Annotated in this window: 14 protein-coding genes and 1 pseudogene; 13 read left to right on the top strand and 2 right to left on the bottom strand. The window is 49.0% G+C overall.

Annotated features, from left to right (window positions below; translation table 11 throughout):
• Positions 1–120: 120 nt before the first annotated feature.
• The 7 genes from J4G07_16580 to J4G07_16550 all read left to right on the top strand — a co-directional run bounded on the left by J4G07_16580 (position 121) and on the right by J4G07_16550 (position 8,512).
• Positions 121–1,149 carry a PD40 domain-containing protein gene (locus J4G07_16580; GenBank protein MCE2415603.1) on the top strand — a complete coding sequence of 343 codons (1,029 nt, stop codon included), beginning with the start codon at positions 121–123 and terminating at the stop codon, positions 1,147–1,149.
• A gap of 57 nt (positions 1,150–1,206) precedes the next feature.
• Positions 1,207–2,241, top strand: a complete 1,035-nt coding sequence (locus J4G07_16575) for a PD40 domain-containing protein (protein ID MCE2415602.1) — start codon at positions 1,207–1,209, stop codon at positions 2,239–2,241.
• A 57-nt stretch (positions 2,242–2,298) separates the two neighbouring features.
• On the top strand, positions 2,299–3,321 hold the full coding sequence (locus J4G07_16570; protein MCE2415601.1) for a PD40 domain-containing protein: 1,023 nt from the start codon (positions 2,299–2,301) through the stop codon (positions 3,319–3,321).
• Between the two features lie 46 nt (positions 3,322–3,367).
• Complete coding sequence (locus J4G07_16565) at positions 3,368–4,384, top strand: PD40 domain-containing protein (GenBank protein MCE2415600.1); 1,017 nt, start codon at positions 3,368–3,370, stop codon at positions 4,382–4,384.
• A gap of 165 nt (positions 4,385–4,549) precedes the next feature.
• Positions 4,550–6,760: a VWA domain-containing protein gene (locus J4G07_16560; GenBank protein MCE2415599.1), complete on the top strand. Its 2,211-nt coding sequence runs from the start codon at positions 4,550–4,552 to the stop codon at positions 6,758–6,760.
• A complete protein-coding gene (locus J4G07_16555) occupies positions 6,761–7,951 on the top strand; it encodes a methyltransferase domain-containing protein (GenBank protein MCE2415598.1) in 1,191 nt (396 codons plus the stop codon). It abuts the gene before it with no gap.
• Between the two features lie 39 nt (positions 7,952–7,990).
• A complete protein-coding gene (locus tag J4G07_16550) occupies positions 7,991–8,512 on the top strand; it encodes a molybdenum cofactor biosynthesis protein MoaB (protein MCE2415597.1) in 522 nt (173 codons plus the stop codon).
• Positions 8,513–8,821: 309 nt separating this feature from the next.
• Here J4G07_16550 and J4G07_16545 read toward each other — a convergent pair whose 3' ends face one another.
• A complete protein-coding gene (locus J4G07_16545; protein ID MCE2415596.1) occupies positions 8,822–9,679 on the bottom strand; it encodes an energy-coupling factor transporter transmembrane protein EcfT in 858 nt (285 codons plus the stop codon).
• A 491-nt stretch (positions 9,680–10,170) separates the two neighbouring features.
• Here J4G07_16545 and J4G07_16540 point away from each other — a divergent pair, with 491 nt between their 5' ends.
• The 4 genes from J4G07_16540 to J4G07_16525 all read left to right on the top strand — a co-directional run bounded on the left by J4G07_16540 (position 10,171) and on the right by J4G07_16525 (position 11,762).
• Entirely contained in the window at positions 10,171–10,443 is a 273-nt protein-coding gene (locus J4G07_16540) for a transposase (GenBank protein MCE2415595.1), read from the top strand.
• Positions 10,444–10,464: 21 nt separating this feature from the next.
• Positions 10,465–11,028, top strand: coding sequence for a hypothetical protein (locus J4G07_16535; GenBank protein MCE2415594.1), 564 nt, complete (start codon positions 10,465–10,467; stop codon positions 11,026–11,028).
• 61 nt (positions 11,029–11,089) lie between these two features.
• Entirely contained in the window at positions 11,090–11,257 is a 168-nt protein-coding gene (locus J4G07_16530) for a hypothetical protein (GenBank protein MCE2415593.1), read from the top strand.
• A gap of 163 nt (positions 11,258–11,420) precedes the next feature.
• Positions 11,421–11,762: an STAS domain-containing protein gene (locus tag J4G07_16525; protein ID MCE2415592.1), complete on the top strand. Its 342-nt coding sequence runs from the start codon at positions 11,421–11,423 to the stop codon at positions 11,760–11,762.
• 351 nt (positions 11,763–12,113) lie between these two features.
• Here J4G07_16525 and J4G07_16520 read toward each other — a convergent pair whose 3' ends face one another.
• Complete coding sequence (locus tag J4G07_16520; protein MCE2415591.1) at positions 12,114–14,888, bottom strand: hypothetical protein; 2,775 nt, start codon at positions 14,886–14,888, stop codon at positions 12,114–12,116.
• 93 nt (positions 14,889–14,981) lie between these two features.
• Here J4G07_16520 and J4G07_16515 point away from each other — a divergent pair, with 93 nt between their 5' ends.
• On the top strand, positions 14,982–15,935 hold the full coding sequence (locus J4G07_16515) for an FRG domain-containing protein (protein ID MCE2415590.1): 954 nt from the start codon (positions 14,982–14,984) through the stop codon (positions 15,933–15,935).
• Positions 15,934–16,107, top strand: a pseudogene (locus J4G07_16510) (tetratricopeptide repeat protein). The gene J4G07_16515 and the pseudogene J4G07_16510 overlap by 2 nt, the downstream one beginning before the upstream one ends.
• The last annotated feature ends 243 nt before the right edge of the window (positions 16,108–16,350 follow it).

Here is a 16,350-nt window from a genome sequence, read left to right as displayed (position 1 = left end):
ACATAAGGGTGGATACATTCACAGAAAAACAAAACCTATCTGCTCTCAAATCAAGGAAAAACAATTAGCACAAGGCGTATATACTATGAAAACGCATTTTGATTTCTTGAGTTACATTTCATGAAAACGACACGAATGTTAGTCTTTGCCATATCTGTTCTTTTTCTGCTGAATGTAAGTACTTCCGCGCTTTTCGCAGAAGCACCGACGACATCCAAAATCCTGTTCACCTCCGGGGTAGATGGCAATTACGAAGTCTTCATCATGAATCCGGATGGCAGCGAACAGATAAACCTAACACAACATCGCGCAAATGATCTGCAAGCTATCTGGTCGCCAACTGGCGAGAAAATTCTCTTCGTCTCCGATCGTAGTAGGGGTGTCCGAGACCTGTATATGATGAATCCAGATGGATCCAATGTCCGACGCGTCTTCAGAAAAAAAGTAGAACCTTGGAGAACATCACCCACATGGTCGCCAGATGGCGAACAGATTGCCTACTCATACACGAATTGGGACGCGGGCGAAAGTTATATCAACATTGCAACCTTAGGTGAACATCAAGGAGAGGAACTCCTCGTTAACGGATTTGGTCCAGAGTGGTCGCCCGATGGTAGGGAAATCGCTTATACTGCTTTACCCGTCCCTGGATGGGGGGAAGTCCGTCGAGTTTCACTTATTGATATCCACATACGAAAACATAAATTTCTTCTACCGAAGAAAGCAATGGCTTGGCAAAATCATCCATCTTGGTCCACCACCGGTGACAAACTCGTTTTCTCTTGGAACAAGCACCCGTTTCCACCGGACTTCAACCCACGGATTGATCGCGCGCCTCTCGCATGGAAAAATAAACAGACCATCTACAGTATCAACCGAGACGGCACCGGACTCCAACAACTTGTCGATGAAGCCGGCAATTACGCACAAATTCCCACGTTATCACCAAACGGAGATGAACTCCTCTATACACAGGAAATTATGGGACGATTCCAAATTTTCAAAATCGATCTAAATAGTGGCGTGCGGACGCAATTGACGCATACTGAGTGGAATTTCGGCGGCAATTGGTTCGATCCGGCATATGCGCTGTCCGTTTCGCCACAACCCCAGTTGCTAACCACGACATGGGGAAACGTCAAAAAGTAGGAGTCGTCCAAGTTGTAGGGCGAGATCTTGCGTCTACCCTTCACGAAAGGATATTGTATGAAAACGATACAGCTGTTAGTTTTTGCCATATCTATCTTATTGGTGTTGAACGCAGGCGTTTCTCCGCTTTTCGCGCAGGCACCGACAACACCGAAAATCCTGTTCACCTCCGCACGCGATGGCAATTACGAAATCTATCGTATGAACCCTGATGGTTCTGAACAGGTAAACTTAACACAACACCGCGCAAACGATATGAGTGCCGTCTGGTCTCCGACTGGTGAACAGATCCTTTTTGTTTCCGATCGCGACGGTCACCGATTCTTTGAGGACCGCGATCTGTACCTGATGGATCCTAATGGGTCGAATGTTCGACGCGTTTTCAAAAGAGAAGCGAGTAGAAATCATCCGACATGGTCTCCCAATGGCAAACGGATTGCTTACGAGTACATAGACCTGGGTACGCTAAAAACCACTATCCACATCGCGACCTTAGGCGAACAAGAAGAGTCACCCATTGTAAAAGGCTTTTACCCGGCGTGGTCACCGGATGGGACGGAAATCGCTTATACGACTTACCTCGAAGGAATTGGGCATACCCGGCGAGTTACACTTATCGACATTCACACAGGAAAGAAAAAACGACTTCTACCCAAAAAAGCGATGGATTGGCAAAATGATCCATCTTGGTCCACCGTTGAGGACAAACTCGTTTTTTCTTGGAATAAGAATCCGTTACCGCCGGATCACAATCCACTGATTGACCCTTTTCCTGTGGTATGGAAGGCGAAGGAGACAATCTATATGGTGAATCGCGACGGTACCGATCTCAAACAACTTGTCGATGAAGCCGGTCCCGCTGCACGGAATCCTACGTTATCACCAAATGGAGAGGCACTTCTATATACACAGGATGTTAATAGTTTTATGCAAATCTCCAAACTTGATGTGAACGGGGGGATTCAAACGCAGTTGACGCATATTGGGGTAAGGAATTTTGGTGGGGATTGGTTTGACCCTGCGTATACGTTACCGGTTTCGCCACAACCGCAATTACTCACCACGACGTGGGGAGATGTCAAAAAACAATAGTCGTCCAGACTATAGAGGTAGGTCTTGTGCCTACCCTCTATGAAGGAAGTGGATTGTATGAAAACGACTCGGTTGTTAGCTTTTACTATATCTATTCTGTGGACGTTGAATGCAAACGTTTGTCCGATTTTCGCAGAGGCACCGACAACCTCTAAAATCCTTTTTACCTCCACACGCGATGGCAATCGTGAAATTTATACCATGAACCCGGATGGTTCCGAACAGGTGAGACTCACACACCACCCCGCAAACGATCTGAGTGCGGTCTGGTCCCCCACAGGTGAGCAAATCCTTTTTATCTCCGATCGCGATGGGGTGCGAGATTTGTTCTTGATGGATTCTGATGGATCCAATATCCGACGCGTTTTTAAGAAGGAAGTTTATAGAGGACGACCGGCATGGTCACCCGATGGCACACAGATCGCTTACATGCACTTACGCTGGGATATTGACGAGTACCCTACCTACATTGCTACACTTGGAGAAGAAAACGAGGAGGAACTCATCATGAACGCCCATAATCCGGTGTGGTCGCCCGATGGGACGGAAATTGCCTGCTCTATATCTGCCCAAATTAAAATTGTCAACGTTCGCACAGGAACACAAAAACGCCCCTTATCAAGGAAAATAGTAGATCGGCAATGGCAGATGTCTTGGTCGACCGTGGGAAACAAAATCGCTTTTATTGGGAACAAGCACCCATTACCTGACCTCAATGGTTTGGATCTGAAGGAAGCCAGGGCACTGCACAAGGCATGGGAGGATAAACATACCGTTTTCATTATGAACAGCGATGGGAGTGGTTTCAAACAACTCGTTGCGGAAGCCGGTCCGCAGGCATCAGGACCTGCAATATCGCCAAATGGCGAAGAAGTCCTTTATACTCAAGAAATTAAGGGTCTCTTACACATCTTCAAAGTTGATGTCAATAGTGGCGTGACTACCCAATTGACACACATCGGTCACATTTTTCAAGCGAATTCTGGTGGGGATTGGTTCGATCCAGCGTATGCGTTGCCCGTCTCACCAGAGCCGCAACTGCTAACCACGACGTGGGGAGCGATAAAAACTCAAAAATGAAGCAAGATAACCATCAAAGTGCCATCCATTTTTAATGGAATTTCTTATGAGATGTACACTGCTCTGTCTATTTTTCTTTTTCAGTGCTGATCTAATAGGTTCAAAGGTTTTCTCTACTTTCGCAAAGGCACCCACAACCGCTAAAATTTTATTCTGGACACAAGTAAAATCAACAAATGGAAAGTGGAATCGGGAAATCTATATCATGAACCCAGATGGCAGCCAACATGTGAACATTACCAACCATCGCGCAGACGATATTGAACCAATGTGGTCGCCCACTGGACGGCAGATCCTTTTTTCTTCAGATCGTATTCGGGTGCGAGACTTGTATCTGATGGATACGGACGGTGCAAATGTCAAGCGGGTATTTACGAAAGTCGCGGAGAGACAACATCCAACATGGTCGCCGGATGGAAAGCAAATTGCTTACCAACGCCGTGAACTTGACGGATGGTTTATCTATACTGCTACAATTGACGGAAAAAATGAGAAGCAAATCGTGAGAGGGACCCGGCCTGACTGGTCTCCCGATGGGACCGAGATAGCTTTTATGACCGGTCAGCTCGGACATAATCGAATCTGGCTGCTCAATCTCCGGACAGAAAAACAAAGACAACTTCTTCCTGAGGATGCAATACCGTGGATGCGGTGGCCCGCGTGGTCACCAACAGGTGATAAAATTGCTTTTTCCTGGCTTAACCATTTTCCTTTCGTGGGGTTCTTTGGTAAACAGACCATTTACATTATCAACCGTGATGGGACGGGACTCAAGCAAATTGTAAATGAGGCAGGACCAAGAGCTGACTCACCGGTCTGGTCACCGTCGGGCGATGCACTCATCTATGATCAATTGGATAAAAATAATCACGGCCAAATCTTCAAAATCCCTTTGGACCATGATCAGCCAGAACAACTCACACATATTGAAAGCTGGAGTCGTGCGAACGATTGGTTTGACCCGGCGTATGCGCTCCCCGTTTCACCGCAACCCGAGTTGCTAACAACCACGTGGGGAAAACTGAAGATTCAACAGAATAGTAGTCTGTCACATCTAAACTGATAGGGGTGCTCGCCCGATTTTGTCGGGTTTCACTCCGTTCTACCCGCAGGAAATACCCAATCAAAAACACCTACAAAAAGTGAAAATAACGTTGACAGACTAATAGCCAATAGTCCTGATCGGATTGACGGATAAACAGATTTATATCGAAATGGAGAAAACATCATGAACCGTTCCTATAGACGACAGCGTTCCATGCGCGCTCTGCTCTTTGCGGGGGTCGTCCATCTTTGTCTCGCCATCACCTTTATGTTCTCCTTCTATACGCCGAGTCAGAACAGGGGTGAAGACGCGCTGGCGGTGGAACTCATCAATCCAGAAGCCTTTCGGGAACCACGACGCACCCTGAAACCACCGCCCCCCAAAAAACTACGAACGCCACAGCAAACAGATCCGTCCACCGATACGAATCAACGGCATCTCGACCTCGTAGCTTCGGCAAATTTGATCGAGGAAACCACGCGCCAATCGGAAGAGGCACTCCTACACAGCGCAACGCGATCCGTGTCCGACCTTGAAACGACACTCCCCGACGTGACGACAGACGCAGAACGAATTAATAGCCGAGAAACACCGATCTCAGAAGAGGTGGGGAGCCCGTTTCAAACGACCGCAGGTGCGGGTGTAGACAGCCTGCGACAACGCGTCAAAGGGGACGGCGGTGGCGGATTCCACAGACTCGAATCCACGGGTGCATCTGAAATTGGGACTATCGGGGACGGTGATGGCGACGGCGAAGGTGAAGGCACTGGTAAAGGGAGCAGCAACCCGTTTGCGAAAGCACTCAAACGTATCGCTGACCACATCATCGGAACACGGGAGTTAGACAAGGTGAACGTCGTCTTCGTCATCGACACAAGCGCGAGCATGCGCGATAACATCCAAGAAGTCGCCGCAAATCTATTTGCTATGACCGATGAATTCGATCTCGTCAATCTGGAATATCACCTCGGCATGTCGGAGTTCAGTGTCAGGCACGAAGGTCAAAGATTGGAGATCCGCACGCTGTTACCCGATGTCGGTATGCTCCGCAGACGGATGCAAAAAGCGACCCTCAGTGGCGACGAACATGCACTCGACGCACTCATGGATACCCCCTACCGTATCGACTTCCATGCCGATGCCGATCAATACATCATTCTCGTAACAGACGAACCCGCATCGACACACATGAGAAAGGACGGTGCTCACGAGGATATGCGGGGAAAGGTTATCAAAGAATATCAACTTCAGGGGATCCGTGTGAACGTCCTCGGCGCTCCAGAACCGTTTCAACAAAAGTTAGCGGAAACGACGGGTGGACTCTGGCAACCGATTCCGGGCGGTTTCGGTAAGGCGTCGACGCTTCCAAGCGATCGTGTCGCGAATGCGTCGTTTATGAAGGTTTTTCGGGACATTGTCAAAGACATTCGCCGAAACGGGGGGCGGTTGCTCTTCAGTATGGAATCGCAATTCGAGGTGCTCCTCGAAGATGGCGATGTCCCGATGAAAAAGTTGCAACGTGAATTCAAGAAGAACGGTGTCTCTATAGCGGGTGTCGACAATCTATTTGGGAGTTCCATGGTCTGGGAGAAACAGAAGGGGGATTTGTGGGTAATTACCGATTATACGAACGGTCGCGTCTACACCATCCGCAAACAGGGCGATAAATTGAACGTCTTTGCGGGCATCTATCCTGAAAGCTGGAATCTCTCCAGCAGTCTCACTGCAATGACACAAAAGCGTGGCAACAGATGGCTCATAAACGACTCGACCCGTCGTCGCATGTATACCATCCGAAGCGAAAAGAACCGTCTGAACATCTATGACGGGGCAGCACTCAGTGCCTCTCCTGACAATGCTGTAAGGGGATTTGAACCCGTCGTGGACATTGTAGTGATGCTCGATTACAGTCGGAGTATGGGCGGCAAATCCGAAGCGATCATGCTCGGTTTAAGCACGCTTATGGGTCGGTTAGACATCCTGCCGATTAAATATCGGATTGGACTGATCCGTTTCGCCGAGGCGAAAGATGCCATCAAGGTCATCAACGGTGCGGTTGTGACGCAGATGCCGCTCAATGAAACTATGCTGGAAAGCTACATGGAAGACCCGTTTGGCGGAGACGAACACCTCATCGACGCAATTGTGGAAGGTGTACCGAGAGTTAAATTCAGTCCGTATGCGAGCCGGTTCCTGCTCATTCTGACAGATGAACCGACAACAGGCAAATATCCGCCCGAACGCGCACTGCGTCTGTGTCAGTCGTTAGGTATCCGGGCATACGTTATCGGACATCCGGGTCCCACAGATTTTCAGAAAACCCTCGCAGAACAGACGGGTGGACGCTTCTTTACAATGCCGAAACATCTCAATAGAACCTATCCGAATCAGTAAATGGACTCAACACTTTACGCTCATATAGAACGCATGCACGAAAGCTTGGCGAAGATGAGCCGTCTTGATCTCAACGCCGATTGGCTAAAACAGGCTCTCTTTAATGTACCGCGCCACCTCTTCATTGAACAATACTACGATGGTAAGGGACCGGACGGGATTGTTCAGGTCGAATCACCCATACCAACAGCAGAACAGTTGGAAGTCATCTACTCCAACAGAGGCTTGATGATCCGAGAAGCCCCACACAGTGCCGCATCCCAACCCTCACTTATCTTCGGCATGTTGGACGATCTCAAACTGACCCACGGATGTAAGGTCTTAGAGATTGGAACGGGGAGCGGATGGAACGCTGGATTGATCGCGTTTAGCGTGGGGGACGAAAGTCTCGTCTACTCCATTGACCTCCAGACCGACTTGGTAGAGAAAGCCCGAAAACATCTGCGTGCTGCTGGATTCAATCGTGTCAACCTAAGAGCGGGTGATGGCGGACTCGGATGGGACGGGGAAACCTTTGATCGGATAATCGTTACGGTGGGTTCTCCGGACATTCCGCCAGCATGGATTGAATCGTTAGCAGATGATGGAATTTTGGTGATGCCGCTTAAGACAAGAGGCGCAGGAGATCCAATCCTTCAGCTGCACAAACAAGGTAACACATTGACAGGAAAATTCACGCAATGGGCTGGTTTCATGAACTTGCAAGGAAACTTTAGATCTTCCTCCGAGTACCCATTGGAACCCTCTTCGGACCCAGTCATAGCAGCGTTATTGCAAGAGGAGCCGACATTCACGCCGCTCCCTGCCTACGTGGGATCCGATTGTGCCTTCTATCTTCGCCTTAACGGAGAACCGATGGAAACGCTTTGGGAATATCAAGAGCAAAGGGGAATGAACTCCGTCCTGCTGGACAGGGAATTACCTGGCTTATGTGTTCCTCGCTCCGTCATCGAGCCTAAGCCCGAAAACCGTGTGGATGCCTACGGTAACCCGCAGATTGTCGACCGCTTTATCGCAGGAATAGAGGCGTGGATTGACCTCGGCAGTCCGAAGATTACAGACTATCACATCGAACTTATCGATCCCGCTGTGGCAGACGATGCCGCACCTGACTGTTATATCGATAGGAGACCGAACGCAACGCTAAGGTTTTCCTTACGGGATGTCCCACTATCACGGGACCAAAACTGATTGAAAAACTAACAATCATAAGGAGATGACACACCTATAATGTCAACAACTTCTACAAGTACACAACAGCATCGAGAAATGGCAACCGAACAGGGACCCATCGCCGTCGCGATCGTCACTGTGAGCGACACGCGCACCCCTGAAACAGATAAAAACGCCGTATTTTTACGCGAACAACTCGCTGCCGAGGGCAACAGGGTCGTCGCTTATCAAATCATAAAAGATGAACCCGACCAAGTCGCTGACGTATTGGATACAATGGCGGAGAGCGATGCCCAGGTTATCCTTTTCAATGGTGGTACCGGCATCGCACCACGCGACACTACTTTTGATATTCTCGATCGTAAACTGGAAAAGACCTTGCCCGGATTCGGTGAACTCTTTCGGATGTTCAGCTACGATCAGGTGGGTGCCGCGGCGATGCTCTCACGCGCGACAGCGGGTGTCTACCGCGGAAAAGTGGTAATCTCTACACCCGGCTCGACTGCTGCTGTGCAATTGGCATGGGAAAAACTGATTGGACCGGAATTGGAACATCTGGCGTGGGAAGTCGGACGTTAATTTTTAATTTTACCTTGCGGATTTTTAATTTTACCTTGCGGAGTAATAGAGTAGGTTTCATGTTTAGTGCCTTCCACCTATCCGCCTGCGCCGTTGTTGCAGGCTCCGTTTCTGGTGACAAGTTGTAAAGTCGCATGCACGTTTCTTTAAACTTGCCAACTTTAGCACACTTTGAAACTTGGAAACTGCTGTAAAGACAGCGAATTGCGTTGAACTATGAGCCAAAGCATGTAGCCAGTAATGAAATGGAGGCGGATTTAAGGAAGATACTTCAACGGCTCAAATCTACGTGTTTAACCGCAAAGTAAATTAAAGTACCTCGCGGGTGAAGGTATACGCATGCCGTAACCACGAGGCGTAATAGATACCGTTCGCATAGAAGAAATAGAGCAGCTTCAATCCAACGACACCGATCAAACAGGTGAACAACACCGTGAGTAGGCTGTAATCCCATCCACCCATTTTCAAAGCCCGTAACGATGTCCGTTGTGCTGCCATCTCCGGTGAGAACCCGCGACTTTCAACGGACTCGCCGAGGTGTGTCGCGTGCCGGATGTTACCCGCCAAGATCGGACGGAAACTGTTGACAACGCCGCGGCAGGTTGCAAAAAGATTCAGACGGAGATACCGGAACCCCCTTAACCTTTGCGATCTGAATACAGCGGCTGCCTCATTCGCAATCACAGGTATGAAATGTAACGCCGTCGTTACCATAAAAGCGAGGGTCGCAGGCACACGCAACTGCGTCAAGGCGAGGAGCAGATCACGGGGTTGCGTTGTCCAGACGATAAAGCACCCGATGACGAGGGTCGTGTTGAAACGGAGGGATTGGACGATCCCGTGGAACAGTCCTTCTCGATAGACGCGAACTCCGCCCGTCATTTTCCCAATGAGGGGTAGGTCGGCAGGCACAAGCGTGAACAACACAGTGCGTGGAAATTCGTTATAGAAGATCGCTTGACTGTAAATCAGCCCCCATGTCGTGAAGAAGAGGAAACCGCAGAGCAACGCGATCTGCCGCCACGTCGGGACAGACAGTGCGACCAACGTGAGACTCCCAACGAAACAGACGAGCAGTGCTGTCGGGCTGTCGAGCAGAATGCCGAGGCAACCGCTGATGAGCATCATCAGGATTTTTGTGCGGGGTTCGAGTATCGTATGACGCATTGTGTGGTTTTTCGTGTGCACCTCCGAGAAAAGTATAACAGGTTTGTATTGCTGTTGCCAATTAAAAGGTCGGGATTGTCAGAATCAGGATTTACAGGATTTTAGGATTTTCGGGATTACTGGGAGTCGGGAATCGAGCGAAAGCGTCCCACGAAGGGACTTCGTCGGACGACTTTCTCGTGAGTTCCCTCCTACAAGGGTAATGGGTAGGCACAAGACGGGTTTCCCCTACAGGACGGTTTTTGCAGTGTCGCGATTGTGGGTTTCTATAATGCTCCACGAGACACACGTGGACTCCCTTGTCGGTCGGTTTCCATCAGTTCTGTTTTAGTCGCTTGGCGTGTGAGTGTATAGCGGCGTTAGAGTTTCAGCCACTGACGCACCGCATCCTCAACCAAATGGAAAGGGGGAAGTGTGGATATTGTGTTTGAGAACACGGGTTTGTTACACTCAGTGGGCGAAGAAGATTAGAAACTTGTCAGAGATCCTAAATTGTAGTCGCGTTTACAGAGTGTCACGGCGTTATCGCGACTCGTATAGATCCCATAGCCGGTGCGACGTGTTCTGACGGGACAACGTTTGAGAATCCACGCCCGCTGAAGCGATATGAACGCAAGTTAGCACGCGCCAATCGCAGACTTTCGCGCAGGCAGAAAGGCAGTCAGAACTGGCATCAGGCAAAGCGTATACTCACTTCTGTGCATGCACGGAAAAGTATGTGTAAAACAGCGACAAGCGCAGCCTTACTGCCTTTCCACTCTTAAGCGTGTGAAAGGCGATCTCTCATGAAGAAGGTTTGGATGTTATTTTTCTTAAAGGCTATTTGCTTTACAGGGCAACCCGTTGAGAGCCAAGATGTACCCGCACAGTTTTCGATAAAAGTGGTTGTCGATCTTGAGGATGTTCTCTTCGCCGAGGATGTTGTCCACGTCAAGAACCTTGTCGATGATATCGAGGTTAGCGAGAGTTTTCAGGAAAAAATGAAAGAACAGATCCAGGGGGCTGTGGAATACGGTCTCAGAGAGTTGGTAGATGTTGAAGTTGTTGAGACATCGCCATCATTTGTCCTGCGTATAATTTTGGTTGGACCCATACGTACGGATCGAAGCGCGGTTGGCGACGTTCCGACACCTGATGGTTTATCTTATGTCCCCGAAGCGTATAGAAGAGGAATAGACGTCGAATACATGAAAAAAGAGTTGATTATCGCTTCTTATGTCCTAACGAAATCGAATGCGGATGCTCACGACTTTATTGAATGTGGTGTCACATCCGCCGAGCTGTTTCCTAATATGATGCCGTGGAGCATCGTTAGGTCGGTAGACAGGGCACTCGAAAAGTTCCGATAGTTCCTTCTGCTTCGGACGTACCCTGATAAGCGGCTTACTGATAACTGACCACTGACCTCCAATGAATCCTGAAAATCCTGATTCTGACAGAGGTATCCCCAATCCACGCAATCCGTGTCATCCGAGATTCAGACGATTGTTGGGTTTCGCTGCGCTCTACCCAACCTACGAATTGAAAAAGGCGAAACTCGGAAACCTCGCCAGCGAAAAGGGAATTTCTTTTCTGTAGAAAGCATCTCCGATTTCCGACCCTGCGTAAAAAAACGAACCTTTTTCCACAAAATCTGACTAATGTAAACAAATACAGTAACCCAACGTTCAAATAATGTAAAAGTTAGAAAAGTGAATCAACATTTACAGTGTTCAAAAAGAAACGAAGAAGGAGAAAAATCATGGCAACGCAAATTAGACGGCAAGATGGCATCACAATTTTGGAACCGAGTGGAAAGATAGTGGGATCCTCAGCATCGGAATTACGGAAAGCCATTTCACCGCAAATAGAGGCGTATGACGAGCCACGTGTCCTCATCAATTTCGAGCACGTCAATCGGATTGATAGCTCGGGGTTGAGTGCCCTTATGGAAGCACGTGTCGCCGCAACCCGTAAGAAAGGGCGGATCGGGGTTATCAATGCTGGCAAACACATCAAAAACCTCGTCGCACTGAATCGACTGATGCGTCTCTTTGAGTGCTACGACAACGAAGATGCCGCAGTATTAGCACTCTCCGCGTAGCATCTAAAGTTTAGGAAAAATAAAAAGGGGATCGGTTTGACCGGTCCCTTTTTTTGTATGACGCACGAGATTAAGTGGGACACGGGTGCGGTTAGGAATGCAGATCGCATTTGGGCGAGTACGCCGCAAAACCGCACCTACCACCTAAAAAGAAAGGGCGAGGTTGAAGAATAGCGGTCAGCAGTCAGCAGTCAGCCATCAGTAAGAATCGCGATCGGGAGATCACTCCTAAGAAGAATAGCAGTCAGCAATGGATTTGAAATGAGTCTTATCCGCCTGATAAGTGGGAAAGGGATTGGCACAATAGGGTTGCAATCAGGTAGCCGCAGCTACCGAACCCGAACCGCAAACCTACCGCTTTAACGTCACCTTAACGGAATCCTGTCCGGGTGCGTAAGGCACCACCCATTCAACCTGCTCAGAGATCTCGACACGCCCTACACTTTCGCGATACGCGCCCGATGGCAACCCACGCACCGAGACATGTGCGCATTCCGCATGCTTGGACGGCTTCGACAAAACAAGCTCCAACCGTCGCGAGTCTTTTGTGAGTGTCGCTTTCTCAATGCGAGCCTTCACCGTCTCCAACGTTACACCGAGCGGTACAAATGCTGCCCTGACCCCCAAACCGTCCTGCGGGACGAGGGTGTAAACGTCCATCGTCTCGGAAACAGCACATCCATAGCCGACAAGTCCGAAATCCGGATCTTGGACGAGATAGGATTTCAGCATACTCAAGTTGCCGTAAAGCCCCATCCCGACCTCACCAGAGAAACAGCCGTTCCGATAGTAGTTGTATTCTGGTGACCCCTTCTCTGGTGGGTTGAATCGCCATTCCCTACCGTTGTAACCCTTCCCAGATGGATCGACACAACTCCAGACCGCCAAAGTCGCGCCGTAAGCCTTTTGCAGGAAGTGTGGATCCCCGGTCTGCTCATATCTATCGAAAAGCGGACGTGCCATCAACGGCGTTGGGTAGCATCCGATGTATCGCATGTTTGTGCAGTAGGAAAACCACATCGGTGTGGCATCGCGGCTCGCGAGGATCGTCGCCACGACACGCTTTTTTAAAGACTCATCGTCCGCAACCTGTGCTAAATAGTACAACGCCGCTTTCGAGGCGTGATCGAAACAATACTCCGACGCAAACGGGTACTCCTCCTCAAGGAAAAACGGGAGACAACTCTCAATAGCCTCTCGCAGTGTCCGGTATTCAGTCGTCATGCCCTCCGTCTTCAGCGATCTCAGAAGATGCGCCAGAATCGGTGAACCCATCGGGGCATGCGTTTTGGACATGTTGCCGCGGTGGTAGTCGATGTAATTTTTCGTCTCATAGACGCTCTCGTAGGTGGAATCGAGATAAGAGGCGAGTGCGGTGTTATAGGCGAGATTGAGATACCACAACGGATCGCGACTCGTTTTTATCTCGTGCAACGAAGTAATCCGATACATCTGATAGTAGATGTTGTAGACGTGGGGATAGTTATAGATACGCCAGACGTAATCCCACCGCCGCCACGAACCCGGACGGAGCCCGATGAGCGAATTCAGCACCTGATAGTTGTCTCTGTTCTGTAGTTTCCCATAGAGAAATTTCTCAATAAATTCGTCGAGTGCGTGGATCTCTTTTTCATCGGGGTAATAGGCGTTCTTTCCGGCAAGGAATACGGGTGGTGCAAAGCACCGGTCATCGCTGCCCCCCATATCAATCGAACCGCACGGAGCTTCCTCCTCCACGATGAGCCTTTCATCCTCGTTATTCCAGATGCGAAAACTGCAGTGGCAGTGGTCGTCAGGATCCTCGACACGCTGATTCTCCACGATGAATTTGGCGCGCGCCTTCATCAAGGTCTCTATCTCCGCGATACCGTTGAATACAAGGTGTGTCCACTCGCCATCTCCGTAGTGGATTGTCACCTTCTGTTCCCCCATTGTGGTGAGATGGACGGTATAGGTGTGGCGGTCTCCCATCGCAGCGACAGGTTCGACATCAATCCCCTCGGCAGCCTCAATCGCCGTAATCGGCTTCTGGCATCGGAGCAGCAGATGCGCCGTCGTGCCGACAGGTAGTACCATCCCCGGCACAATCTTCACGTCAATGTTCCCGTTCTGATACAACTTCTCGCCGACATGGGTGTAGTCTGCGACGCGACAGAGCGTGAAACTGAAAGTCCGTCTTTCATCGGGTGCCAACGTGAGCGAACGGTGCCCGTTATACCAAGGTTCCTCGGCAGTGGCTTCGGAAAACAGATAAAACATAGAGCCAGCCCCGGTCATCATCTCGGTGTTGGGGAAAAGCCCATACCCAGAAATCGCCTCCAGTGCGGTGTCGTCTTGTGGGACAATCAGCAAATGGTCGCCTTTGCCGCTCGCACGGGTCGCAAGGATATAGGAGGAATGCCCAGAGACAAATGAGCTTTCAATGACGCGTTGCTCAAAGACATACTTCGTAGACTCAATCGACCGATGGTTGAACCCCTGTTTCTCATCACCGATATTGTAGTTCGTATTCAGTGTGATAGGGAGTCCGAGTTCCCCGATTTCGATCTGTTCCTGCGAAGTGTTATGCAGCGAGATTGTCCATAGAATGGCATCGCCGCTCTGCGGATTTCCCCGAAACGCATAACGTTGCTCAATATTGAGATGCTGGAGTCCACCGCTGTTGACAGAATTGCCTTCATAACGGGTGGTTATGGCATTGTCGTCGTAGGTCACTGTCCGGACATCGTCGCTGAGGAAGGTGTGCATTGCACGCCACGCCGTTTCACCGGCGAGACGCGTTTTCAGCACAACATCGCCAGTCCAGCAGTGCATGGGAATCCGTTGCGCTTTTTCAGGGACGTGTCGTTGTTTCCACCAGATGTTGAGACGCATGTTCTGCTCATTCCCAAAGAAGTTCGTGGCTTGTGCGTCTTCTGTGAGGTATAAACCTTTGATAACACCGCTGCGTCTATCCACATCGAGGATATAATGCTCATTCGTCAAACGGAGGTATGCATCGTGGGGGGTATAGCGTGCGTATCGGACCTGTAGCATAATATGTTGCTCGCTTTCACGGGATACAGGAGGATTTTTGTTGAGAATACCTGTTTTAAGGGAATCTGTCAAGGGAAATTTGCGTTGCATTTTTCGCCTTTATGTGATAGGTTATATAAACTCCAACGCCAGCTAGCACGAAAAACAGAATTAGACAAACCCATATTGAGAGGACCAGATTGAATGGCGAAAACAGAATCCGAACCTTTTGAAACATTGAGTGATTTCTTGGAATGGGCGAGTCAATTCAACAATGGAACCTATGTATTTCGAGGTGTTCCTAATAAAGAATATGGAATACAAGCATCGGCTTATCGGCGAGTACCGGAAAGCGACCAAAATTCTGAGGACAAAGGCTTCCCAACATTCGTTGAAATTAATACGGCTTTGATCCGTGAAGCACGGCTTCGCGGATACGACCAGAAAGATGGAAGGCATCTCAGTGATTTGGAAATACTCGCTGACCTTCAACACTTCAAAGCAGCGACATGTCTGATAGACTTTACCTACAGTGCCCAAGTCGCCCTCTGGTTTGCGTGTGCGCAAGATTCCAAAACTCCAGACGCTACAAATGGTAAGGTGTTCGCGGTGCGTCAGGACGTGGATAGATTTATAGAAATTGAACCCGATTCGCTCACAGAGCCGCTTCCTTACTTTTTAGACAGCAATGAACCTCAACTGTACCATTGGCAACCTCGGCAGCAAAACAACCGTATTCTCGCACAACAATCTGTTTTTCTCTTCGGACATTACGAATTTGAGGAAGATGCAGCGTGTGTGATACAAAAATGTAATAAGGAAGATATTCGGACCGAATTGAAGCAAGTATCAGGTATCAGTGAAATAAGGTTGTTTCCCGACTTTGAAGGGTTCGCGAGTCTACGTGATGACCTGACACCATATACACCACTGAGTGCTGATGAATATATGATGCGCGCTGATCAAGCAGTCCGAAGACATAAGTTTAAGGAAGCTATTGCTGATTATGACAAAGCAATCTACCGAAGACCTGGTGATGCCAGTATTCACTACTCACGTGGATTTGCAAAAGTGAAAATAGAAAGGGACTGCCCCTACAGGGAAAATCCCTTCAACCCAACTGACAATACTATCAAACGCAACTTGACACAGCACTAGCGATGCCTCTGCTTACTACCAACGCGGATTTGCGAAGGCACAATTAGGGCAATATGAAGAGGCTATTGCTGATTATGACGAAGCTATCCAACTAAACCCTGATGATGAATTTATCTATAATCAGCGCGAACTTTTGAAAACACAACAAGATCAATATAAGACAGAAACTTAGTGAAAACCTTCTTTTAAGGCAACACAGATGAGTGTACCCATTTAGCCACAATAAACTGGAGGCAACAAAATGATGAATCAAACAACGATGAATCCATTTTGGGTGAAATGTGAGAACAACGCGTGGTGTTCATTACACCAAGTGGACTTAAGGCACAGCTATTATGATAACCTTGTAGGGGTCTACATCATCTGGTATTGGGATAATCTCGGGAACCCGATAACAGTCAAAATTGGACAAGGA

The sequence above is a fragment of the Candidatus Poribacteria bacterium genome (assembly GCA_021295715.1).
Lineage (GTDB): Bacteria > Poribacteria > WGA-4E > WGA-4E > WGA-3G > WGA-3G.
This window is presented reverse-complemented; position numbering and strand designations above follow the sequence as displayed.

Excerpts from the sequence above, each read along its gene's own strand:
- J4G07_16535 (MCE2415594.1), top strand. The coding sequence starts at position 10,465 with ATGAAGAAGGTTTGGATGTTATTTTTCTTAAAGGCTATTTGCTTTACA.
- J4G07_16575 (MCE2415602.1), top strand. The coding sequence starts at position 1,207 with ATGAAAACGATACAGCTGTTAGTTTTTGCCATATCTATCTTATTGGTG.
- J4G07_16580 (MCE2415603.1), top strand. The coding sequence starts at position 121 with ATGAAAACGACACGAATGTTAGTCTTTGCCATATCTGTTCTTTTTCTG.
- J4G07_16565 (MCE2415600.1), top strand. The coding sequence starts at position 3,368 with ATGAGATGTACACTGCTCTGTCTATTTTTCTTTTTCAGTGCTGATCTA.
- J4G07_16555 (MCE2415598.1), top strand. The coding sequence starts at position 6,761 with ATGGACTCAACACTTTACGCTCATATAGAACGCATGCACGAAAGCTTG.
- J4G07_16520 (MCE2415591.1), bottom strand. The coding sequence starts at position 14,888 with ATGCAACGCAAATTTCCCTTGACAGATTCCCTTAAAACAGGTATTCTC.
- J4G07_16545 (MCE2415596.1), bottom strand. The coding sequence starts at position 9,679 with ATGCGTCATACGATACTCGAACCCCGCACAAAAATCCTGATGATGCTC.
- J4G07_16550 (MCE2415597.1), top strand. The coding sequence starts at position 7,991 with ATGTCAACAACTTCTACAAGTACACAACAGCATCGAGAAATGGCAACC.
- J4G07_16515 (MCE2415590.1), top strand. The coding sequence starts at position 14,982 with ATGGCGAAAACAGAATCCGAACCTTTTGAAACATTGAGTGATTTCTTG.
- J4G07_16570 (MCE2415601.1), top strand. The coding sequence starts at position 2,299 with ATGAAAACGACTCGGTTGTTAGCTTTTACTATATCTATTCTGTGGACG.
- J4G07_16525 (MCE2415592.1), top strand. The coding sequence starts at position 11,421 with ATGGCAACGCAAATTAGACGGCAAGATGGCATCACAATTTTGGAACCG.
- J4G07_16560 (MCE2415599.1), top strand. The coding sequence starts at position 4,550 with ATGAACCGTTCCTATAGACGACAGCGTTCCATGCGCGCTCTGCTCTTT.
- J4G07_16530 (MCE2415593.1), top strand. The coding sequence starts at position 11,090 with ATGAATCCTGAAAATCCTGATTCTGACAGAGGTATCCCCAATCCACGC.